The sequence below is a fragment of the Chryseobacterium sp. B21-037 genome, from assembly GCF_028570785.1.
Lineage (GTDB): Bacteria > Bacteroidota > Bacteroidia > Flavobacteriales > Weeksellaceae > Chryseobacterium > Chryseobacterium proteolyticum.
Genome location: NZ_JALGCB010000001.1, coordinates 398,758 through 421,781 on the forward strand (window position 1 = coordinate 398,758; position 23,024 = coordinate 421,781).

Annotated in this window: 23 protein-coding genes; 13 read left to right on the top strand and 10 right to left on the bottom strand. The window is 35.6% G+C overall.

Going from position 1 to position 23,024, the window contains the following annotated elements; translation table 11 throughout:
* Positions 1 to 36: 36 nt before the first annotated feature.
* Positions 37 to 417 carry a large conductance mechanosensitive channel protein MscL gene (mscL, locus tag MTQ00_RS01805; protein ID WP_172277712.1) on the bottom strand — a complete coding sequence of 127 codons (381 nt, stop codon included), beginning with the start codon at positions 415 to 417 and terminating at the stop codon, positions 37 to 39.
* 165 nt (positions 418 to 582) lie between these two features.
* Between mscL and MTQ00_RS01810 the strand changes: the two genes are divergently transcribed.
* On the top strand, positions 583 to 2,100 hold the full coding sequence (locus MTQ00_RS01810; protein WP_273647492.1) for an NAD(P)H-hydrate dehydratase: 1,518 nt from the start codon (positions 583 to 585) through the stop codon (positions 2,098 to 2,100).
* A 78-nt stretch (positions 2,101 to 2,178) separates the two neighbouring features.
* On the opposite strand, the gene lgt is transcribed toward MTQ00_RS01810, so the two are convergent.
* Together lgt and yidD are read right to left on the bottom strand one after the other, a co-directional pair.
* Positions 2,179 to 3,045 carry a prolipoprotein diacylglyceryl transferase gene (gene lgt, locus MTQ00_RS01815; RefSeq protein ID WP_228456944.1) on the bottom strand — a complete coding sequence of 289 codons (867 nt, stop codon included), beginning with the start codon at positions 3,043 to 3,045 and terminating at the stop codon, positions 2,179 to 2,181.
* 434 nt (positions 3,046 to 3,479) lie between these two features.
* Positions 3,480 to 3,722 carry a membrane protein insertion efficiency factor YidD gene (gene yidD / locus MTQ00_RS01820; RefSeq protein ID WP_172277717.1) on the bottom strand — a complete coding sequence of 81 codons (243 nt, stop codon included), beginning with the start codon at positions 3,720 to 3,722 and terminating at the stop codon, positions 3,480 to 3,482.
* 101 nt (positions 3,723 to 3,823) lie between these two features.
* On the opposite strand from yidD, the gene MTQ00_RS01825 reads away from it, so the two are divergent.
* Positions 3,824 to 5,101 carry a replication-associated recombination protein A gene (locus MTQ00_RS01825; RefSeq protein WP_273647493.1) on the top strand — a complete coding sequence of 426 codons (1,278 nt, stop codon included), beginning with the start codon at positions 3,824 to 3,826 and terminating at the stop codon, positions 5,099 to 5,101.
* A 47-nt stretch (positions 5,102 to 5,148) separates the two neighbouring features.
* On the opposite strand, the gene MTQ00_RS01830 is transcribed toward MTQ00_RS01825, so the two are convergent.
* The 5 genes from MTQ00_RS01830 to MTQ00_RS01850 all read right to left on the bottom strand — a co-directional run bounded on the left by MTQ00_RS01830 (position 5,149) and on the right by MTQ00_RS01850 (position 10,486).
* Positions 5,149 to 5,586 (bottom strand): hypothetical protein, encoded by a 438-nt coding sequence (locus MTQ00_RS01830; protein ID WP_172277719.1) that lies wholly within the window; start codon positions 5,584 to 5,586, stop codon positions 5,149 to 5,151.
* A 110-nt stretch (positions 5,587 to 5,696) separates the two neighbouring features.
* Entirely contained in the window at positions 5,697 to 7,946 is a 2,250-nt protein-coding gene (locus tag MTQ00_RS01835) for a DUF2339 domain-containing protein (RefSeq protein ID WP_273647494.1), read from the bottom strand.
* Positions 7,947 to 8,068: 122 nt separating this feature from the next.
* Positions 8,069 to 8,785: a hypothetical protein gene (locus tag MTQ00_RS01840; protein ID WP_172277721.1), complete on the bottom strand. Its 717-nt coding sequence runs from the start codon at positions 8,783 to 8,785 to the stop codon at positions 8,069 to 8,071.
* 340 nt (positions 8,786 to 9,125) lie between these two features.
* Positions 9,126 to 9,974: a prephenate dehydratase gene (pheA, locus tag MTQ00_RS01845; RefSeq protein ID WP_273647495.1), complete on the bottom strand. Its 849-nt coding sequence runs from the start codon at positions 9,972 to 9,974 to the stop codon at positions 9,126 to 9,128.
* An 83-nt stretch (positions 9,975 to 10,057) separates the two neighbouring features.
* Positions 10,058 to 10,486: an acyl-CoA thioesterase gene (locus MTQ00_RS01850; protein WP_172277723.1), complete on the bottom strand. Its 429-nt coding sequence runs from the start codon at positions 10,484 to 10,486 to the stop codon at positions 10,058 to 10,060.
* A gap of 137 nt (positions 10,487 to 10,623) precedes the next feature.
* On the opposite strand from MTQ00_RS01850, the gene dnaA reads away from it, so the two are divergent.
* From dnaA to MTQ00_RS01875, 5 genes are all read left to right on the top strand, one after another.
* Positions 10,624 to 12,078, top strand: coding sequence for a chromosomal replication initiator protein DnaA (gene dnaA / locus MTQ00_RS01855; protein WP_172277724.1), 1,455 nt, complete (start codon positions 10,624 to 10,626; stop codon positions 12,076 to 12,078).
* A gap of 103 nt (positions 12,079 to 12,181) precedes the next feature.
* A complete protein-coding gene (locus MTQ00_RS01860) occupies positions 12,182 to 12,631 on the top strand; it encodes a low molecular weight protein-tyrosine-phosphatase (RefSeq protein ID WP_273647496.1) in 450 nt (149 codons plus the stop codon).
* Positions 12,632 to 13,132 (top strand): nuclear transport factor 2 family protein, encoded by a 501-nt coding sequence (locus MTQ00_RS01865; RefSeq protein ID WP_273647497.1) that lies wholly within the window; start codon positions 12,632 to 12,634, stop codon positions 13,130 to 13,132.
* A gap of 4 nt (positions 13,133 to 13,136) precedes the next feature.
* Positions 13,137 to 13,835: an SAM-dependent methyltransferase gene (locus MTQ00_RS01870; RefSeq protein WP_172277727.1), complete on the top strand. Its 699-nt coding sequence runs from the start codon at positions 13,137 to 13,139 to the stop codon at positions 13,833 to 13,835.
* Positions 13,836 to 13,984: 149 nt separating this feature from the next.
* Positions 13,985 to 14,362, top strand: coding sequence for a hypothetical protein (locus MTQ00_RS01875; RefSeq protein ID WP_172277728.1), 378 nt, complete (start codon positions 13,985 to 13,987; stop codon positions 14,360 to 14,362).
* A gap of 40 nt (positions 14,363 to 14,402) precedes the next feature.
* Here the strand turns inward: MTQ00_RS01875 and MTQ00_RS01880 are convergent, their stop codons facing one another.
* Together MTQ00_RS01880 and MTQ00_RS01885 are read right to left on the bottom strand one after the other, a co-directional pair.
* Positions 14,403 to 15,263, bottom strand: coding sequence for a DUF4349 domain-containing protein (locus MTQ00_RS01880; protein ID WP_273647498.1), 861 nt, complete (start codon positions 15,261 to 15,263; stop codon positions 14,403 to 14,405).
* Between the two features lie 53 nt (positions 15,264 to 15,316).
* A complete protein-coding gene (locus MTQ00_RS01885) occupies positions 15,317 to 15,790 on the bottom strand; it encodes an Mpo1 family 2-hydroxy fatty acid dioxygenase (protein ID WP_273647499.1) in 474 nt (157 codons plus the stop codon).
* 71 nt (positions 15,791 to 15,861) lie between these two features.
* Between MTQ00_RS01885 and MTQ00_RS01890 the strand changes: the two genes are divergently transcribed.
* The 6 genes from MTQ00_RS01890 (at position 15,862) to MTQ00_RS01915 (ending at position 22,962) form a co-directional block, all read left to right on the top strand.
* The gene (locus MTQ00_RS01890) at positions 15,862 to 16,707 is read left to right on the top strand and encodes a helix-turn-helix domain-containing protein (RefSeq protein ID WP_273647500.1); all 846 of its coding nucleotides are present in this window, start codon (positions 15,862 to 15,864) and stop codon (positions 16,705 to 16,707) included.
* Positions 16,708 to 16,796: 89 nt separating this feature from the next.
* Positions 16,797 to 18,107, top strand: coding sequence for a TolC family protein (locus MTQ00_RS01895; RefSeq protein WP_273647501.1), 1,311 nt, complete (start codon positions 16,797 to 16,799; stop codon positions 18,105 to 18,107).
* Positions 18,108 to 18,131: 24 nt separating this feature from the next.
* Positions 18,132 to 19,247: an HlyD family secretion protein gene (locus MTQ00_RS01900; RefSeq protein ID WP_273647502.1), complete on the top strand. Its 1,116-nt coding sequence runs from the start codon at positions 18,132 to 18,134 to the stop codon at positions 19,245 to 19,247.
* 91 nt (positions 19,248 to 19,338) lie between these two features.
* Positions 19,339 to 20,931 (top strand): MFS transporter, encoded by a 1,593-nt coding sequence (locus MTQ00_RS01905; RefSeq protein WP_273647503.1) that lies wholly within the window; start codon positions 19,339 to 19,341, stop codon positions 20,929 to 20,931.
* 261 nt (positions 20,932 to 21,192) lie between these two features.
* A complete protein-coding gene (locus MTQ00_RS01910; protein ID WP_273647504.1) occupies positions 21,193 to 22,005 on the top strand; it encodes a siderophore-interacting protein in 813 nt (270 codons plus the stop codon).
* A gap of 252 nt (positions 22,006 to 22,257) precedes the next feature.
* Complete coding sequence (locus MTQ00_RS01915; RefSeq protein ID WP_273647505.1) at positions 22,258 to 22,962, top strand: class I SAM-dependent methyltransferase; 705 nt, start codon at positions 22,258 to 22,260, stop codon at positions 22,960 to 22,962.
* Positions 22,963 to 23,024 lie beyond the last annotated feature (62 nt).

Here is a 23,024-nt window from a genome sequence, read left to right on the forward strand (position 1 = left end):
TGAAATAAAAAACACCTCAAATGAGGTGTTTTTATGTTATATGTTGTTCTTGTTTTTTAGTAAATCTCTGATTTCCATCAATAATTTCTGATCATCTGTAGGACCAGCCGGAGCAACCTCTTTTGCCTTTGATACTTTGTTAATTCCTTTAATCATTATAAAAAGAACCATTGCTATACAAAGGAAGTTAATAACTGCCGCCAGGAAATTACCATAGGTAACGCCGTTCCATACCAGGGTTTTGATATTTTCTGCCCCTGCAGCTTTTAGAGCCGGATTAAGTAAAAGAGGAGTAATAACATCTTCTACAAATGATGAAACAATTTTACCAAAAGCTGCACCAATGATAACCCCTACTGCAAGATCAATGACATTGCCTTTGACTGCAAATTCTTTAAATTCCTTTAAAAATCCCATAATTTAATTTTTTTTATGTTGTGTATGAGACAAATATAGCTAAAATTGTTATTTTTTTCGCGTTTATGGGATATTTATTTGTATTCTTTTTAAATAATGTGAATGTGGAGTAATCGCCTTTGCGTTAATAAAAAATATTATAAATTAGTCGGATACTAATATGAAATGAAAATATTTACGAAGGAGCAAATAAGGGCGTGTGATCAGTTTACGATATCGAACGATCAAATTTCTTCAATTAAACTAATGGAGCGCGCAGCACAATCATGTGTAAACTGGATATCTGAACATTGTAAAAATCATAAGAAGTTTTTTGTTTTCTGTGGCGTTGGAAATAACGGAGGAGATGGATTTGCTATTGCACGGCTGCTCCATACCGAAGGTTTTGATGTAGAGGTATTTGTAGAGGATCCCAAATCGAAACTTTCCGATGATGCAGAGGTCAATTTTGAAAGAGTACAAGGGGTTTCGGAAATTCCGGTTAAAAGATTCAGTGAGCTGGATAAGGACCCGCTGGATGATGATACTGTTATTATTGATGCCCTTTTCGGAACCGGATTATCAAGAGAACTTGAAGGAGCATACAAAGAAATAGTTGATTATTTAAACACTCTGAAGGTTGTTAAAATTTCTATTGATATTCCTTCCGGACTTTTTACAGATACCACTTCTGTTGCAGGCTCTACTATTTTCAAGGCTGATTATACTCTGAGTTTTCAATTCTGGAAGAAGAGCTTTTTACATCCTGAAAGTGGTATATTTACAGGTAAGGTAGAGATTTTGGATATAAATCTTAGCAGAGAGTATATTTCAAATACTGAAACAGCTGATTTTTCAGTTGATGAAGAATGGATCAAAAGAATTTTTAGACCGAGACCGGACTTTTCTCATAAAGGATTGTATGGTAAAGTATATATTGTTGCAGGAAGCTTCGGTAAAATGGGAGCTGCTGTGCTATCCACAAAAGCTGCCTTAAAAACCGGAGCCGGTTTGACGTTCACGGTTGCTCCCGAATGCGGATATAATATTTTACAAATATCTTGTCCGGAAGCCATGTTTATAAAAAGTGGTGATCAAGTTACAAGTAAGATAGAGATTGAAGATAATTCTGTATTTGGTATAGGGCCGGGTATAGGAGCAGATAAGGAAACGCAAAAAGTGCTTCTGCAATTTTTAAAAGAATATGAGAAACCACTGATCCTGGATGCGGATGCTTTGAATATAATTTCGGAAAATGAAAAAAATCTGAAACTGATCCCGAAGAATTCAATCATTACTCCTCATCCCAAGGAGTTTGAAAGGCTATTTGGTAAATCTGCAGACTCTTTTGAAAGGCTGGAACTGGCTCGTCAGAAAGCGGATGAGCATCAGATATATATTGTCCTGAAGGATCATCATACACAAATTATTACTCCTGATGGAAAAGTGTATTATAATACAACAGGAAATTCGGGACTGGCCAAGGGAGGAAGTGGAGATGTTCTTACAGGAATTCTTACCTCATTACTGGCACAAGGATATTCCGAAGAAGATGCCGCTGTTTTCGGGGTGTGGCTTCATGGAAAAGCAGCAGATTATGCAGCAGAAAGATATTCTAAAGAATCTATGCTTTCTACTGATCTCATTAATGAACTGGGAACAGTATTTGAGAAAATCAATAAAAAAACGGCAGTTAAGCTATAAAGTACTTCTAAAGGAGGTCGTAAAAATATAAAAGCCACAATTCAATTGTGGCTTTTATATTTATTTTAAGGAATATAATTATTCAGGTTTTGCGTTTTGTTCCTGAGTAATTTTGAATTTTTTAGACATAATCATGATCACTACTCCTGCAAGCATGAAAGGAATAGAAAGTACCTGTCCGGTATTCAAGCCTCCGATCTGGATAAATTCATCTCCCTGAGGCTCTTTTAAAAATTCTACAAAGAATCTGATAGCCCAAAGAATAATGAAAAATAATCCAAATAACCAGCCTTGCTGATATTTCTTATCTGTCTTTTTGTATAAGATCCAAAGTAGGATAAACAGGCAAATATATCCGAAGGCTTCAAAAAGCTGGGTAGGATAACGTGGTACAGTTAGACCATATTCACTGCTTTGCTGAGGGAAAAGTAAAGCAAACGGGGAATTCGGGTCTACAGGTTTTCCCACAATTTCAGAATTGAAAAAGTTTCCCATTCTTACAAATGCACCTCCCAAAGAAACCACTATTCCTAATCTATCGTATACCCAGAAAGGATTTTTTCTGATGATCTTAAACGAGTAATAAAGAGTTGTAAGAATTAAAGCAATAGTAGCTCCATGGCTTGCTAATCCTGAAAAGCCTGTGAATTTCAGGCCGTTTTTTGTGCTTATTGGTAAAAAGACACTCCAGAAATCTTCCTTGAATAATTCAGGCTGATAAAAGATAACGTGGCCTAGCCTTGCACCCAAAATAGTTCCGATCAGCGTCCATGTAAATAATGGTTCCAGATATTTTAAATTGACATTATCAGTTTTGAAGATTCTTGCCATCAGGAGATAACCAAATCCAAAGGCAAAAATGAACATCAGGCTATAAAAATGAAGTGTAACAGGCCCCAGTTTGATCCCATTGGAAGGATCCCATATTTTAAAAGGAGTTTCCAGTTCAACATGGTCTGCAGCTGTAATGGGTTTGTCTGCTTTTACAGCATATTTGAAAGTTTCAATATTTTCCTGAGTAGCCGGAGTTTCTATCAGCTTAAAGTGTTTATCAAAAAACTGGTATTTTGCTTCTTTGTATTTACTTAATGTTGCAGCGCTGAAATTGAAGTAAGCAGGCTCAAAATTAGACTTATTCAGAATTACCAGAACATTACTATTGATAGGTCTTTCCACAAAAGAGTCCAGATCTCTGATTTCAGTTGTTGAATAGATTTTAACGGGGATTTCCGTAGCATTTACTTGTAAGCTTCCGTCCGATAGACCGCCAGGGTATGCCTGTGCAAAAATACACTGGGTAACGAAGGCAAATACTACGAGGTACATTCTGAAAAAAATATTACTCATTTCTATTTTTTTGATAGTTTATTACTGAATTTTTATTTCTTTGGAGGAACGGGGTCATATCCGCTACCTCCCCATGGATGACATTTTGAAATTCTCCTTATACCCAGCCACAATCCTTTAAAAATACCATGCACCTGCAGTGATTCTACCATATAATGGGAGCATGTAGGTTCATAACGACAGTTTTTAGGGAGTAAGGGCGAGATAAACCATTGGTAAAATTTAACTAAAATTACCAAAGGAAAAGTAATGATCTTGTTGACTGTTAATTTCAAAACAATGCAAAAATAGGGTAAAAAAATGAAAATTAGTTTAAATTTGTTATAAGTTTCAGACACATAAATCTGAAATATTCACTCAAAAATCCTAAAATATCTTGAATCAAAATATTCCATTAGCTGAAAAATTAAGACCCAAAACCCTGGATGATGTTCTGGGGCAGGAGCATCTTACGGGTGAGAAGGGAACAATACGGAAGATGATTGAGAACGATACGCTCAATTCTCTTATTTTATGGGGGCCTCCGGGAACGGGGAAGACAACATTGGCAGAAATTATTTCTGAAAAATCCGGAAGAAAGTTCTATAAACTTTCTGCGGTTTCTTCGGGTGTAAAAGATGTTCGCGATGTCATTGATGAAGCAAAAAAACAGAATCTATTTTCAGGAAAATCGCCAATCCTATTTATTGATGAAATTCACCGCTTTAATAAGTCGCAGCAAGATTCATTGCTTCACGCAGTAGAAAAAGGATGGATCGTTCTGATAGGTGCAACCACGGAAAATCCAAGTTTCGAGGTAGTTTCAGCCTTGCTTTCAAGGAGTCAGGTGTATATCCTGAAAGCTTTAAGCTATGAAAAACTGGAAGAATTGGTGGACATTGCTCTCGATAGGTACAATAAAGACGAGAATACCCATTTAAAAATTGGAGAAAAAGGTGCATTTATACAATATTCGGGTGGTGATGCCAGAAAACTTATCAATTCTGTTGAGCTGGTTCTCAATCAATATAAAAATACAGAGACAACTGAGGTTTCCAATGAAGATGTTCTTGCCGTTCTTCAGGAAACAATGGCTTTATATGATAAAAATGGAGAACAGCACTACGATATTATCTCTGCATTTATTAAATCCATGCGGGGAGGTGACCCCAATGGTGCGGTATATTGGCTGGCAAGAATGATCGCCGGGGGAGAAGATATTAAATTTATTGCGAGAAGGATGCTTATTCTTGCGGCTGAGGATATTGGATTAGCAAATCCGAATGCTTTGGTTATTGCTAATAATTGTTTTCAGGCTGTCAACGTAATAGGTAATCCCGAAGCCCGGATTATTTTAAGTGAAACTGCAGTGTATCTGGCAGTATCTCCTAAAAGTAATTCTACTTATATGGCTATTAATAATGCATTGGCATTAGTAAAACAAACAGGTAATCTTCCTGTACCCCTTCATCTCAGAAACGCTCCGACAAAACTAATGAAGGATCTTAATTATGGCAAAGACTACAAATATGCACATTCTTATGAAGGAAACTTTGTAGACCAGGATTTCCTTCCTGAAGAAATTAAAGACACCAGGCTTTATGAGCCGGGAAATAATGCCACGGAGAAAAAGATCTATGAAGAACTCAGAAAAAAATGGAATAATAAGTATTAGAAAAGGATGCTCACTGAGCATCCTTTTTTATGATCAAAAATTAATGATTATTTCTGGGTTGTTGTAATAAAAAGGGACTTTTTGCCATTGTAATCCTTTACTTCAGTTTTAGCTAAAATATCAGCATAAATACTGGTTTCAGGATTAGAAAATTCATAACCTTCGATGATTACAGGTGTTTCTTTGGGTAGGTTGTTTTGTACATTAAGCTGAGCTAATGTTAATCTGTCAAGGTTTTCATATCCTTTTTTGATTTTGAACTCTGTAATCCCATTGTCTGCCAGATAACTGAATTTTTTTAGATTCTGTGGCAAAGTAGCAGGCGTTTTATAAACATGCATGCTTTGTATGAAATCTGATTTGTCCTTGAACATATCAACTGTTCCAACAATATCATTAGCAACAGCAAATTTCGCTGAAGGATTCTTCTGTCCAAACAAACATACAGAAGATACTAATAAAAAAGAATAAAGTATTTTTTTCATAATCTAAAGAATAAGTAACGATTAAAAACAGGTTAAATATAAGTTTTTTTTGTAGAATTTGAATGTGATTTCAAGATAAATTAAAAATTATGTATAAATAATGGTTTTTATTAAAATTCTGAATTTTCATTTTTATCAGTTTCCTCCTTTTTATCCACAAGATTTTTAATGATATTTTTCAATCTCTGGAACATAAATGAGCTTAGCAATAAAATCACTCCAAGTAATATAAAAGCTATAATTCTGGAGATATTATCCATTTGCCATACATCATATGCATACAGTTTCACAATAACGATCCCTATAAGGGTGAATCCGATTCTGCTTAATTCATTATTCTCTCTTTTAAGCCCGGTATAAATAAAGATAATTGAAAGGATAGCCCAAATGATTGGAAGATACAGAATGCTAAAATGTTTTTGAAGTGCAGGCAGTTTTGCAAGGTTTACTGAATTTCCCAATAAATATAAATGATACAATTCACAGCTTACAACAGTAACCAATGTAAAGGCACCGAGCCAATACGAAATTTTTATTTTCAAAAAATCCGGTGTGTTTATTACCTTATAATAATATACATATATAAAAGGAATGAGGTATAGTAAATAAATTCCATAGAAAGAAGGTGAAGTTTTCTTTAATACGATATCATGTATAAGCTCGGAAGCACAGAAAGTAACATGAATGATAGTAAGGCAAAAGAAAAAATAAATCAATCCGTTTTCGATTTGTCTGTTTATTTCCAGTTTTCTGCCGAGTAGTAAAAGGATGAAGATGTAGAACAGACTCAGTAAAAGCCCCGATACTAAAATAATAGCAAAAGGCTGTTCAGAAATCTGATAAATCAATTCAAATAATATCGCGAAATAAATGATAGAGTAATTAAGGATTTTAAATGCATTTTCAAAGAAGCTATTTCCGGAAGTGTTATTTCCCTGTAATCTTTTGAGTAGGGCAAGATTAAAAAGGATGGTAATGATTGTCACCAAACTTGTTAAAAAGATAGGGTTGATTATTACGTTAAGATCTTTTGCGTCGAAATATTGTGCCCATGTAATGATTTGAGCTAACAGGACCAAAGGAAAAAGAATATAAAAGAAAACTTTAAAAATACTAAGATTTGTTTTTTTCCAGATAAAAAGAAGTAAAGTTGCTTCAATTGCCCAGATGCTTGTGATCAAATGCGTTTTGAACTGCAATGCGACAGCAATGGTTAGAAGGCTTACAGTAATACCTGTAAATATGGAATAAGTGCTGTTAAAACTTTTCTTATTATATTCCCTGAAAACGAGACAGCCGTTAATTGCTGCAAAGATTAGAGGAAATATGATGACCGGTTCATATCCCAATTTGTTAAAAAGGTAAATTAAACTTAGAGTACTAAAGAAGTTGACCAGGACTAATAATATTGTATCAAAAGCAAAAAGTATGTTTTTCTTAATATTGTTAAGCAATGCGAAAGCATAAAATATAACATAATTGATCAGATAAAAATAAATACTTAATATTTCAGGTTTTTCTACAATCCAATATAACAAATAGAGATGCGTAAAGAAAAATGCAATTCCTCCAACACTTTTCCATTGTTTCAAAAAGGTAATGATAAACATTCCGATATTTAAAACAGATATATAGGTGAATAAAAATAAGTAATTACTCTGGCCGGAACTGATCATTAAAGGGGCTAGAAATCCGCCAAATAATGAAAAAATAACTAGGACCTCGCTATTATAGCGATAAGAAAGAATGATAGATAATAATGTTATACAGCATGTAATAATAAAAGCGGTATTCTGTGCGAACAGATGATATTCACGAAACGCTATGGTAGTGGTAAAATATAAGATTGCAATACCACCTCCCAATATTATAGATGAAAATGTTGCATAATTTTTTCTTAGAAAATGACCTGTAATTATAATAGCTGAACCGATGAAGAATCCTATTGTCGCCCTTGCTGCTTCTCCAATCCAGTTTTTATCAATGGCATACTTTACAAAGTAACCGATACCTAAAACCAAAGTGAAAATACCAATAACTGCCAGAATGTTTTGTTTAAGAAAACCCATAATAGGGGAAAGCCAGTCTGTTTGTTGATCTGATGGTACCTGTTCCTGAATGTTGGGGTAGATCTCCGGTGCAGATTCTTTTTCATGATGTGTATTGATAGGTGAAGCTTCAGGAGATAGCTGAGATGGACTTGTAGATTCTTTTTTTAGCCCTGCAACCGGAATGTCTTTAGGAGTATTTTCCTGTAAGTCTGAAATTTTCTTTTCAAGCTTTTGTATTCTGCTATTTAAATTACTATAAACAATAACAATCAATACAATCAGTAGAATAACCAGGAAATTTGCCGTCATAATTTTCATTTGTTTGATCAAATATAAATAAATGTTTGTTAAGCTACTCGTAAAAACAATTAATCCATCATATTGGGATATGATGGATTAACGGTGTATAGTGATTAAATTAAATAAAAGTCCTAGTTAGATACTTTGTAAATATAGAATGAAGCAACACTTGATCCAAGTAAACCTACGTCAAGCGCAGATGACCCTACAAGACCGAATGAAATCTTATCTCCTGCCTGTAAGCTATAGATTGAGTTCAAGCTGGATTCTGAAATTGTTAAGCTTAACAGAATTAGGTTTGCTCCGCTAAATGCACGGCTATCTATTGTAGTAGCTACCCCTGCTCTTGTTCTAACGATTCCTACTCCCGGGCTGTTGGCAAGGATTGAAGCTTGTAATCCTGTTCCGTAACGGAAAGTAAATCCAATAGCGTATACTCCGTCAGATGGAACAACATACGTATTGTCGGTATCAGAGAATAATGCTGCACTACCGATTGTTCTTTCTGCTGTCAGGAAGTTAACTCCTCTAAATCCGGAAGGAAACAATCCTAAGCTTAATAAACTGATTCCTGCTGTTTTTTTAGCAGCAAACAGGGTAGGGTTTGTAGCACCACCACTTCCGGCACTCGCTACTAATGCAGGATCTGCTTGTTGTAATTCACCGGTAGCAATATTATACATCATAACATCAAATCCAGTTAATGTTGTCGTTGTTGGAACCTGGCGTACTTTCACATCTCCGTTTACGTCAAGAGTAGCTGCTGGTGTTGTGGTGTTTATTCCTACCTGTGAAAAGGCTTGAAATGAGATCAAAAATAAGATCAGAATGGAAATTTTAGTTTTCATGTTATAAAAGTTTAAATTGTTATGGTTCTAGTTTTAGTTTCGTAAAAATACAGCAAAAATTATGCCTGTAGGTTATATTTTATATAAAGTTATTGTAAATTATGTTTAAATATTTTAACAATTTACAATTTATATTCAATATAACGTTACGTATTTATACTATAAGTAAATATACTTAAATTTTTTGAGAATAAAGATAAATAAAATAATTTAAATAAATCCCTTTTTATTGAATAATTTTTATTTAATGTAAAAATAAAGCTGTCAGAACGTCTGACAGCTTTTTAGTAGGTTATATTTCTTAGATAATATTATAACTATCCTGTATTTTTAATAAGATTTAACTTTCTAATAAGTACTCTTTGTAATTTCCAAGGAAATCAACATCTGCGCGGATGGATTCAAGCTCCTGTATTGCATTTCCATGCAGGATCGGATGCCATTCACCTACCACATTGATATAGAAAAAGTAGTTTCCAAGTCCCGTTTTTAAGGTCCGGGATTCTATTTTACTAAGATTCATCTTTCTCCAGGCGAATACTGATAGTACCTGGTGTAATCCTCCGGCATGATCTTCAGGTAATGTAATGAGCATCCCGGATTTTTCCCCAAGAACCTCTAATTTTTCGTTTTTGTAAGAATTTCCTTCTTTAGAGATCACGATAAAGCGTGTATGGTTCTGCTCAAAGTCCTGAATATTCCGGTTAATGATTTTTAAACCATAAAGATTAGCAGCAAATTGGTTGGCGACAGCTGCGATCTTTTGATCAGGGTTCTCGGATACAAACTTGGCTGCGGCGGCCGTAGAAGAAAAATCCTGTCTTTGAACATTCTTGTAGTGTTCATCTAAAAAATGAAAACTCTGAGCCAATGCCTGCGGATGGGAATAAATCTTCTCGATTTCCTCAATAGAATTGTTGGGATGAATCATTAAGTGATGTGCAATGGGCATCACAGCTTCAGCTTCGATTTTTATTGCAGGGGTTTTATACAGATAATCTAATGTCATGGAAACGGTACCTTCAATGGAGTTTTCCAATGGGACAACAGCTTTAGCAACTTCTCCTTTTTCTACTGCTTCAAAACAATCCAGGATATTTGCCTGTGGTAATAGGTCTTCCTCAGGAAAAAGTTGTGTGGTGGCAAGTTGAGTAAAACTTGCATGTGGGCCAAGAAATGCAATCTTCATATATTCTGCGTAATTGTTAAATGTAAATTAAACTTCAACAAAGGAATGAAATAGTTGATAGTTAAAAAAATTATATACCGTAATTATTCAGGGGTATTTTCTTCAACCTTCCAGTTTGCTTTAAAAAGATTCAATAAATGCTCCGGGCATCTGATGATTTTGTTGGTTGATGAATCCAGAAAGAACAGGGTGGTAGAAGCTTCGGTAATTTTTACTCCATCTTCGTTGTAGATTTCATATTCAAATTCAATCCGTACTCCGGGTATTTTTTTTATATAGGTGTGGATTTCTAATTTTTGATCGTATAAAGCTGGTTTTAAATACTTAATTTTATAATCGGAAACGGGTAACCAAATTCCCTGGTTTTCAATTTCATTATATGACATTCCGATGGATCGAAATAGCTCAACTCTGCCAATTTCAAAGTACGTTGCATAGTTGCCATAATAGACATATTTCATAGGGTCGGTTTCGGCGTAACGTACTCGTATTGAGTGGATTGTGTGTATCATTTTGGGTCTCAAATTATACATACAAATATATTTTTAAATAATCAATACCTGCAAAATTTTTTTTTGAAAATAAAAAATTAGACCTTTGTCTTCCTTCTAAACACAGTACTAACTAAAGAATTAATCGGGGCATAAATATGGATGAAAATTTAATGATGATATGGCAGAAGTGCCTTCAGTTTATGCGTGACAATCTTAACGCAGCTGAAGATAATTCTGATTTGAAAAAACTTGAAAAATCCTTCGACTTATTGTTCGATAAGGTGCAGCCAATCTCTTTGGTTGACAATAATCTTACATTAATGGTACCTAGTGATTTTTACAAGGAATATATTGAGGATAATTACTTATCTCTACTTTCTGCGGCCCTGAAGAAAAATATAGGTAAAGGAGTAAAATTATGGTATTCTGTAATGGAAAATAAGCCTAATGGCTTAGAAAAACCAGTTACCATGAACATGAAAGGGAAAAGTGTTCCTACACCGAAAGTGCAGGAAACAATGCCTCAAGGTTTTTCATCCAATATTGTTAATCCTTTTGTTGTACCTGGAATTAAAAAAGTAAATATCGATTCCAATCTGAAATCTGATTTTTCTTTTGATAACTATGTAGAGGGAGAAAGCAATAAATTTGCTGCAACAGTAGCAAGATCTATAGCAAAAAGACCTGGTGCTACTGCCTTTAATCCATTGTTTTTATATGGAGGATATGGAGTGGGTAAAACACACTTGGGACAAGCGGTAGGATTGGAAGTTAAAAGCCAGTTTCCGGATAAAGTAGTCCTTTATTTGTCTTCTGAAAAATTCATACAGCAATTCATTTCAGCAGCAAAGGCACATAAGCAAACCGAGTTTGCTAACTTCTACCAGATGGTGGATGTTTTGATCATTGATGATATTCAGTTCTTGTCCGGTAAATCGGCGACACAGGATAGTTTCTTCCACATTTTCGATTATCTGCATCAGAATGGAAAGCAGATCATTCTGACTTCTGATAAGGCTCCTGTAGATATCATGGATATTCAGGACAGAATCGTTTCCCGTTTCAAATGGGGACTTTCTGCAGAGATCAAATCTCCGGATCTGGAAACCAGAAGAAAAATTATCGTTGATAAGTTAAGCAGAGATGGTATTGTACTGACGGAAGATATGCTCGACTTCTTAGCGGCTGAAGCAAAGACCAACGTAAGAGAACTTATAGGGGTGATCAATTCTGTAATTGCTTACTCCACAATTTATAAATCCGATCTTAGTCTTGAGTTATTGAAAGATACCATCAATAAGATTGCAGCCAATCAGAAAAAAATCATCAACATTCCTTATATTCAGGAGATCGTATGTGATTATTTTGGTATTAAAAGAGAGCAGTTACTTTCGAAAACAAGAAAAAGGGAAATTGCACTTCCAAGACAGCTGGCCATGTATTTTGCAAAGGAATTTACCAATGCTACATTTACTAAAATCGGTGAAGAAATGGGAGGTAAAGATCATTCAACGGTAATGTATGCTTGTGAAACTATTAAAGATGTTTCCAAGATAGACAAAGAAGTGAAAAAGTACGTAAAAGAGCTTACGGAAAGAATCAAACACTAGAATAATTTAATTTGATATAAAGAAAATGAAGGATAGGAATTATTCTTCATTTTTTTGTTTAATTTTGATAGATATGCTAGTCCTTAATTCATAGAATTGTAACATGAAAATATTGATGGTGTGCTTGGGAAACATTTGCAGGAGCCCTTTAGCAGAAGGAATTATGAAAGAAAAGCTCCCTCCCGGTTTTGTAGTGGATTCTGCGGGAACGATTTCAATGCATGAAGGTGAACATCCGGATAAACGGGCGATAAAAACGGCAGCTAATCATGGGATTGATATTTCCAAACAAAGATCCAGACCCATCACCAAAGCGGATCTGGAAAATTTTGATAAAATCTACTGTATGGATATTGATATTTATGGGGATGTAATTTCAAAAGCAAAAAATGAGGAACAAAGGCAGAAAATATTTCTGTTTTTAGAAGCTGCAGGAAATCATGAAAATGCTGAAGTTCCCGATCCTTATTGGGGAAATATGGATGATTTTGAAGATGTGTATCAACTTTTGGATGAAGCATGCAATACGATCCGTAATCAAATTATAAATTAAATGAAATACTTGATTTTCTTTTTTGTTTTAATTGCCAACTTTCTATTTGCCCAGACAAACGACGAGATTGCTATTAGGAAAGTAATGGATGATTTTATGACAAGCATCAAAACCAGGGATGAAAGTAAATTTCTTTCCCTTTTTCAGGAACCGGTTTTATGGACGGGAACATATAGTGAAAGGACTCAATTGAAACGTCTTGAAAAAAATCCAAAAGCAGAAAGCCACTTTACCGATGATTATAAAACCTTTATTAAGGGTTTTAAAGACGATAAATCAGAAGAAAAGTTTGATAATATCAGGATCATTGAAGACGGTTCCATAGCTTCCGCTAATTTCGATTATAGCTTTTGGTATGACGGAAAAATGAGTAACTGGGGAAAAGAAATATGGACCTTAATGAAGATCAGCGGGACATGGAAAATCACCTCAGTGACGTTCTCAATGGATCTGACCCAATATTTTCAACAACCCTCATTAAAAGAAAGAACCCAAAAATAAAAAAATGCTTTTTTTACTTCCAGCCTATTTATCAGAAAATACTCCTATCAATCATTTTTCACCGGTGATGAATGATTATATCATGCAAACCGATTATTTCTTTGTGGAAAATGAAAAAACTGCCCGAAAGGTCATTAAATTCTTTGCTCCTGAAAAAAAACAATCCGATCTCAAGCTTTTTTTACTGGATAAATACACCGAGAATGCGGACATTAAAGATGCTCAGGAACTCATGTTAAAAGGTCAGGATTTTGGATTGCTTTCTGAAGCTGGACTTCCCTGCATTGCTGATCCGGGAAATCTGATTGTGAAATGGTGCCATGAAAAAAATATAAGAGTAATACCTGTTTCAGGACCATCTTCTATTATCCTGGCTCTGATTTCAAGTGGGTTTAACGGTCAGGAGTTTTCGTTTAACGGATACCTTCCTATTGATAAAGGAGAAAAGAAAAAACAAATTCTGCATTTGGAAAGCCTTGTACAGAAGACAGGATATTCCCAGATTTTTATGGAAACGCCCTATCGGAATAATCCCCTTATCGAAGATCTGTGTAAATTTTTATCTCCCAATACAAAATTGTGTATCGCTGCTAATATCAACGATCCTGAGCATGAATTTATTCAGACGAAAACCATTAAAGAATGGCAAAAGAAAAAACCGGAACTTCATAAAATCCCCGCTGTATTTGTGCTTGGTAAATAATTATGTAGATCTTTCTTATAAAGAGTTTTCGTATAACAGGTCTTGTTTCATTGTTGTTTAATTTTTTTAGTGCAATTATTTTTAACATGCATTAACGTCGTCTTTGCACCATTGTTGTTCTATATAGAGTAACATTAAAATACAAGATTATGTCAGACAAAAAATTAGCAGGAATCTGGATAGATACCGAAAAAGCTATCGTTGCAAAAAATCACGATGCACAAAATGCCTTTAAATTTTTTCTTTGTAATCCTGTAAAAGCTGAGATTCAGCATGGTAATTCAAGTGAAAATGCAGGTAATAATGCGGAAAGGACGAATCGGATTAAGTTTTTTAAAGAAGTTGAACATTTATTAATAAATTCTCAGGAAGTATATATTACCGGTCCGGGAAAAATTCAGGAAGAATTAAAACACTATCTGCATGATACTGCTCAGTTCAAGGATCTGAAAATTACATTAGACACGTCCCAGCAAATGTCAGACGAGAAAGTGCTGGAAATGGTAAAGAAGCATTTTAATGCATAGTTTTAAAAACAAAAATAGATCCGGATATAGATATTCAGATCTATTTTTGTTTTCTTCTTCCTTTCCATTTTCTCCAAAGGAAAACAATAAGCGGGATGGCTAAAAAGAATGGCCAAAAAGAGATGAGTCCTAGTATGAAACTTATAAAACTATTCCAGCCTTGGGTAATGGAGTCTCCGAACCGGCTTCCAAAACCTATTTTTGATGTAGCTGAACTTCTTATTTTTTCTTTATATAAACTCAAATTGAGTGTGCTGTAGTTCACACGGTCATCAATAAAACGAAGTTTTCCTTCTGCAACATCTATTTCATCTTCCAGACCACGGATTTTTTCCTGGATTTCAAGCATATCCTTCGTATTGGAGGCTCTCCTAAGCAAATCCCGGTATTTTTCAAGATAAATCTTTTTGTTGGCTAGTTTGATGCTTACATCTGTATACTCTTCCGTAACATCTTCAGAGGAAATGTTTTTAGATAAAACAGAACCTATCCCATTAGAAAAAGAATTGATTAAAGCATCAAAATTTTTATGAGGCACACGGATCGTAAGGCTCAGGTTTTCATCTTCATCTGAGTTTTGAAAATCTTCTGTTTGTATATAAGCATTATTTTTCTTTAAGGCTTCATTTACCTGATCCAGGGATTTTTTAATATCTGAAACTTGGATACGCATTTCTCCATTTTTAATGATTTTTTTAGAAATGGTATCGATTTTTTTTGGTGTATTTTCCCGCGGTTCCTCTTGAGGCGAAGGAACTAGTTCGTTTTTTGAGAAATTAGCTGTTTTATCATCCGGTAGTACTTCTACAAGATCAGCACTAGCTCTTGGACTGGCGACACCATCTGATTTACTGCAATGAATGCATATTATGAGCAATAAGGGTAAAATTAAGTTCTTCATGATTCTTTTTATGAATCTTATCAAAAATGATGCATAATTCAAAAGAAAGACTGTTAATATTTTATTCCTGTCTTTTTGAAAATAAAGGTTAATAACCAAATAGGCCCCATTAGAAGGAATTGAAGATCTTTTAAGAAGGGAGGCTTTTTACCTTCGATTCTGTGTCCGAAAAGTCTTAAGATCCAGGTAACCACGAATATTGAAAAATAAATAATCCATGCGTTTTTCAAGAATCGTATATTAACCATATATATTGAACCCTCCATCAATATCATGATAATAAGCATCATCATGCTGATCAGGAAGGATAGTCTGAGATAAAATAGCGTAATGAATGCAACTGCAACCATGCTTATGATGCTGGCACAACCAAAGTAAGGAGAGCAAATATGCGGTGAAGGAAGTAAGGAGATAAAGCCTAATATGCTCCAAAAAGTGAGAGGAACACACATCCAATGAATGAGCTTATTGGTTTTATTTCTGTGGTTTTTACAATATTCTGCGAAAAATAAATCTATCTTTCTCATAATTTGGAATTTGGTTAATACGAAATTAATAAAATTTTGCAATCGTCCAAGAGATTGAATACATTTGTGGTATGTCTGTCCTGGAAAAATTCGGTGTAGAGATCTTTACACAGCATAATATCTTTGAAAGAATTTCTGTCGAAAAACCCTTTCGTCCAGATAATCCTGCGTTTATATTTGTTAAAACCGGGACTATAAAGCTTCGTCAGCATTTCAGGGACCTTGAACTTATGCCCAATATGTTTATGGTAACCGATCCCCAGACTGTTTATGAAATGGTATCGGTAAGTGATGACTTTCAATCCAGAATGGTTTCTTATAAAAGGGAGTTTATTTCTGCTTTATCCCTGAAATTTAACCGTCTTATCGGATACCGTTATTTCAGGCAACAAATGAATAAAGGAGTTCCTTTTCAGCAGGATGAAATGGAGTTGGTGTGGAAAAGTGTTAATTTCCTTAAATATATACTGGATTCGGAAACGGAAATGATGTATAAAAAGGAGATAGTGGAACACTTATTTTCCGTTTTTTGCTACCAGATGGCCGGGATTATTTCCAAGGAGGATAGCAACGCCATGGGGCAGATGTCTAGACAGGAAGAAATTGTTTTTATCTTCTTGACAGATCTCGCAGAACATCACCATACGGAAAGAGCTGTTGAGTTCTATGCCGAAAGACAGTCCATTACAACCAGACATCTTTCGTCGGTGGTGAAATCTATTACCGGAAAGTCGGCCAGTCAGATCATAGCGGCTATAGTGGTCAACGAAGCCAAAGTACTTCTAAACTCTTCCAAAAAGTCTGTTTCAGAGATTTCTTCCATGCTTGGGTTTAGTGATCAGTATTCATTTTCTCACTTTTTTAAGAAGCATTTAGAGATCAGTCCCACCCAATACAGAAATCAGTTTGACAGGTAAATCCTACATTTGAACATCTTTTTCCAGTTATCAAACATTTGTTTGATTTCTGTGTTGCCGTAACTTTGCCTATGTAAAAACAAGGTAAAATGATACATTACATAAAAACAGCACTATCAGTTTTGATAGCTATATTCCCTGCGCTGTTTTTTTCTCAGGAAGTCAGACAAATGACAGCGAATGAGGTCGCTGAACTGGCTCTTCAGAATCATCAGCAGCTAAAAGTTACCGCTCAAAATATCAATATTGCAAAACAACAGACAGGTGTCGCAAAACTACAGAAGTTGCCTAATATAACGGCATCAACAAGTCAGTTTTACTTGGGAGATGCAGTAGCAATTGACAAAGATTTTTCGGGTTCTACCACTATTCCTATGCCTCACTATGGAAGCTCATATGCAGTACAGGCTACTCAGTTGATCTTCAAAGGAGGATTGGTGAATAAATCTATAGAATTAGCCGGATTAAGGGAACAGCTTTCTGAATTGGATCTTGAAAAGAATAAACAGGACGTTAAGCTCTTAGTTATATCCAATTATCTGGATATCTACAAAATTCTTAATCAGGAATCCGTTTTTCAGAATAATAAGAAACTGGCCCAGGAACGCCTGAAAAACATCCAGAAATTTTATCAGCAAGGAATGGTTACCCGCAATGAAGTGATCCGTGGAGAGTTGGCAATAAAGAATCTCGATCAGGGAATCTTAACGCTCGTTAATAACCGGAAGATCCTTAATTATAATATGAATATTGCATTAGGGTTACCTTCTGAAACAGAAATTATTCCTGTCGAAAGTTTAGACAATAAGGAAGCGGGTATCGGAATGGAGTATTATATGGATCTGGCTCATAACAGTAATCCACAGCTAAAGTCTGCCAAAACGAATATTGATGTTGCAAATAAAAATATAGAGATTATAAAAACCGATCAGCTTCCTACGTTATCCGGTTTTGGAGGTTATACATTACAGCGCCCGATTACGACAAGAAATCCTGTTCTGGATATGTATTCCGGAGGATGGCAGGCAGGAGTTTCTCTAAGTTACAATATCGACAATCTTTATAAAACGAAAGAGAAAATTAAACTTGGAGAAATACAAAAAACGCAAGCCGGAGATGCAATGACTTTAGTTCAGCAAAATGTAGACATGGGAGTTAATGCGGCTTATGTTAAATACCAGGAATCTATTCAGCAGGCTGATATTCTTAATGACGCCAAAAAACTGGCCGAAGAGAATTACAAGATTACAGAGGCTAAATATCTTAATCAGCTGGCTGTACAAGCCGAAATGATTGATGCTCAAAATCAGAAATTACAGTCTGAACTGGACTTTGCCAATGCAGAGATCAATGTTCTGTATCAATATTATAATCTTTTAAAATCTACGGGAACACTTTAATTTTTAAAACTGAAAATCAAGATAATGGAAAACAAGGAACAACAAAATATAGAACAGGCACCTGCGGTTTCAAGCGCAGTAGCTAAAAAGAAGGAAGCTAGGAAAAATAAAATTAGAGCAATTATTTCCAATATTATTGTATTTCTGGCTATTGGTTTTGGCTTATTCTGGCTGGTTAGGGAATATTTTCATATCGGAGATAAGACTTATACAGAAGCAGCCCAGGTTGAAGAATTTATCAATCCAATCAATACCAGGGTTTCAGCCTATATCAAAGAAATTAAATTTATTGAGCACCAGCAGGTAAAAAAAGGAGATACTTTGGTTATTTTAGATAAAAATGAAATTTTAACCCAGCTAGGCCAGGCCGAAGCAGCGTATCAAAATGCTTTGGCACAGCGCTCCGCTACGTCATCATCCGTAAATACGGTTTCTAATAATGTTAACGTGATGGAGTCTAATTTAGCAGGGGCAAAAGCCAGATTATGGAATGCCGAACAAAACCTGAACAGGTACAAAAACCTATTGGCTTCAGAAGCTGTTACCAGACAACAATATGACCAGGTGAAAACAGAATATGATGCACAAAAAGCAGCTTACGAAACATTAGTTAATCAAAAGCAATCAGCTAACCTTTCTACGACGGAAGTTAAAAGCAAGCTTGGGATCAATGATGCCGAGATCAAAAGAACAAAATCGGCATTGGATATGGCAAGAATCAATCTTTCTTATACCGTAATTACAGCACCCTATGACGGCGTTATGGGGAGAAGAACGATTTCCGAAGGCCAACTGATCCAGCCGGGGCAGCAGGTAGCTACGATTGTACTGAATGGTCAGAAATGGGTAACTGCCAATTTTCTGGAAAGCCAGATGCCAAATGTTAAAATTGGAGAGAAGATGACAATGACGGCGGATGCGCTCGGCGGACAACAATTTGAAGGAATTGTTACGGCTATTTCTGCAGCTACAGGATCGAGATATTCCAGTGTTCCGACAGACAATTCTACCGGTAACTTCATTAAAGTGCAGCAGAGAATTCCCGTAAGAATAGAATTTACTACCGCTAATAAAAAAGAGGATATCAATAAACTGAGTGCGGGGATGAATATGAATGTGAATGTTAACAAGAAAGATTGAAAGATTGAAAGATTGAAAAATTGAAAAATTTGTCCGTAAGATATCTTTTTCAACTTTTTCAATTGTCTGTAACATCTAAAAAAATTAAAAAATGTATAACAAAGGCTTATATCATGATTGGGTTCCAAAGCCGGTTCAGCTTTTACTGATCGTATTACTTCTTGCCGTGGTAATGCCGTTGGGGGGAGTGTATACAGGTAATATAAGTTATCTTGTAGGAGGAACAGGAGCTCTGTCAGAATATTTTCTATGGGCAAATTATGCAACGACAATAGGAATGGGAGCCTGTATGCCTGTAGTTCTAAGAATGAAGATGAGATTTAAGGTACGCGATAAGATCACTTTAATTCTTGTTCTTTTAGGACTATTAAGCTATGTTAATGCTACCACGCTGCAGCCAATGGTAATCGTAATAACAGCACTAGTCATCGGTTTTCTGAAAATGATGGTTACTATTGAACTGTTCTTACCATTAATGGCAATGATAGGAAACAGGGGGATGTTCTACGGAGCATTTTATACGTTCGTCCTTATGATGAATCAGGTGGCAAGTTATTATGCTGTAGAAGTGTCTGTTCTTTACAACTGGCAGCATTTTTACATTATTGTGTCCGTTTTATGTTTTGTACTGGCAATGATTCATTGGATCTTTATGCATGATAAATATTTTGCCCTTAAAGTTCCTTTGCATTATATTGATTGGCTGAGTATTCTGCTTTTTATTTCCTCATTCATGTTTTCGGCATATGTATATTCTTTTGGAAAGCAGCAGGATTGGTGGAATTCTTCGAAAATAGTGAAGGCCAGCATTGGTGCTTTTATAAGTTTTGCGTTATTGGCAACACGACAATTAACATTAAAAAGACCTTATCTGTCATTTTCCATATTCAAAAGAAACAATGTCCAGAATGGATTGTTCATGTTGTTCTGGCTGGGAATGTTTTTAGGGACAACAACTTTGCAAAATACGTTTGCGGTGGGAGTATTGGGATATGATCAATTGACCAATGCAAGGCTCAGCATCCTGATGATTCCGGGAATTATTTTGGCTGGGATTACAGCTATTTTCTGGTTTAAAAATGAAAAACCTTTAAAGATGTTCATTTTTTCAGGATTTTCTGCGATGATAGGATATGCTGTGATCATGTACTTTTCAATGGTATTGGAATTCAATTATGAAGGTTGGTATCTGCCTATGTTTTTAAAAGGTTATGGGATGTGTTCATTGTTTATCTCAGTATGGTATTATACGCTTGATAAACTGGAGCTTGATGATATGCTTGCTGCAATCGGCTTGGTGCTGGTTTGGAGAACATTCTTAGCGGTAGGTATATTTTCAGCAATCTATTCATGGTTTCAATACCACTTTCAGGTGGTGGCGGTAGGAGATCTGGCTGTTTATATTGATGGAATGACAGTGACTCCTCAAACACTTTCCGGTAATATGAAACTCGTTCAGCTGAATGCGATCATTATCGCGTCCAAAAAGATATTTGGTTACATTATAATAGTAGGTTTAGGGGTATTGGCTTACGTTTTAACCCATCATTTCGGTAAAGAACGGTTTCAGTATGGTAGATTTATCAGAATGCTGGGTGGTAAATCCGTGATTGCCAGAAGGAGATTGAGAGAACGTAAAAAATTGTTAGAAGAAATAAAAGATGCGGCTGGTCCCGCTTTGTAAAGATACCTTGTTTTTCACTTGTAAACCCCGGATTTATTTTGAGTCTGGGGTTTACGTTTTCTTGTTTGGTATCTTATGGTATGAAAATGAACCCGATAAAATGTAATTTATTTCAATAATATTATTTTTATTTAGACGTAATAAAAATAATTAACTACATTTGTATCATTCTTTATGAAGAATGTTCTTTATCCTTATGTCCTATTATCAAAGGCTTCAAAGGATGATTGGTGTATAGCATATTAATTAAAAAAAAAAGGTATGGCTACAATGCAAGCAGGGCAGATCGTTGCCGAAGTAATCAAAAAACAATACATAACTCCTCATTTTATCAGAGTTTATCTTAAGGCCGAAGATGTTTCGATGTTCAGAAATACAACGATCGGTGATAACAATAAAATTGCGATTCCTCCCCATGGGCTGAACGAGATCTATTTTCCAACTTTAAATGAAAATCATGAATGGATCCATCCATCAAAGGAAGTCGCTCCCTTTATCCGTACGTATACGCATCGGGGAATTGATTTTGAAGCCAATGAACTGGTTATTGACTTTATTGATCACGGTGATAGTGGTCCTGCTTCAAAATGGGCTAGAGATGCGAAAAAGGGCTCAAAGCTAGGCGTGATGATGCGTACAGAGGCCAAGGAACTTTATCCTCAGGCAGATTGGTATTTTCTTATTGGTGATGGTACTGCAATTCCGGTTTTGAGTGCCATTTTAGAAACCCTTCCCGAAACGGCAAAAGGAGTTTGTGTCATCGAAGTCCATGGGAGAGAAGACGAGCAGGAATTGGAAACCAAGGCCGATATTGAATTCATATGGGTTCATAATCCTGATGCTCACTTAGGAAACAAGCTTGCTGAGGTGGTGCGAAGGGTGGAGATCCCGGAAACTTCAAAATTTGGATATATTGCCTGTGAACTCTCCACCATGAAAGAGGTTCGCAATTATTTCAGAAAAGAAAAGAGCTGGAATCAGTCTGAGCTATATGCATATTCATACTGGAAAGCCGGTGCTGCGCAAGATGAGTCACAGGCAGAAAGGAGGAGAGAATTGCATGCGAATGAATAAGAATGGTCCCGACAAATCGTTCGGGTTTCTTTTGATAGGTATATTTTGAAGCTTTTTCCCGCTATCCACTCATACTCCTCGCGCCTTGCTTTCCCGATTCTTGCTGTGGGGTAACCGTTCCTATCGGGGCTATCTGTTACTACCGGTAACAAATTAATCTCCGCTAATTGGATTAGACTATCTTTTGTTCTATCAATTACCGCGATAGCTTTTCAAGGCAAAAATCTTATCTTTGCTTGATTAAAAGTTATTATGAAAGATTTAATGGGAAAAGCAATCTGGGATTACCATCATAATGAAGATCCTGAAGATTTGCAGACTGAAACTTCAATTTCCGAACTGGATGAACTTCCTGTAGATTATCTTTTCAGAACCTTTGAAGAGATGAATGCCTTGGAACAAAAAGCTCTGGAATCATCTTATGGAAAGGTTTTAGATATCGGAGCCGGAGCTGGTTCTCATTCTTTATATCTTCAGGATATCAGGAATCTGGATGTTGTGGCATTGGATATTTCCCAAAAATCGATTCAGGTGTGTCAGATAAGAGGAATTAAAAAAGCTGTCTGCGAGAATATGCTTGATTTCTCTGGCGAAACTTTTGATACCATATTGTTGTTAATGAATGGAACCGGGATTTTTGGAAGCCTGGCTGAAATAGATAATTACCTCCAAAAACTGCATTTATTGCTCAATGATAACGGACAGGTTTTAATCGACAGTACAGATATTTTATACATGTTTGACCGGGATGAAGATGGCGGAGTATATATCCCGGCAGAAGGTTATTATGGAGAATTGGATTATATCGTACACTATAAAGGAGAGTCCGAAGATCCTATCAAGTGGTTATACCTGGATTTTGAGACTTTAAAGAATGCTGCAGAAAATAATGGTTTCAATATTGAAAAGGTGATGCAGGATGAAGATGCTTATTTGGCAAAACTAATGAAGAAATAGAATATGAGTATCCCTGCGAGGACAATTGTATAAAAATAAAAATCCCCTAAGGTAAAACCTTA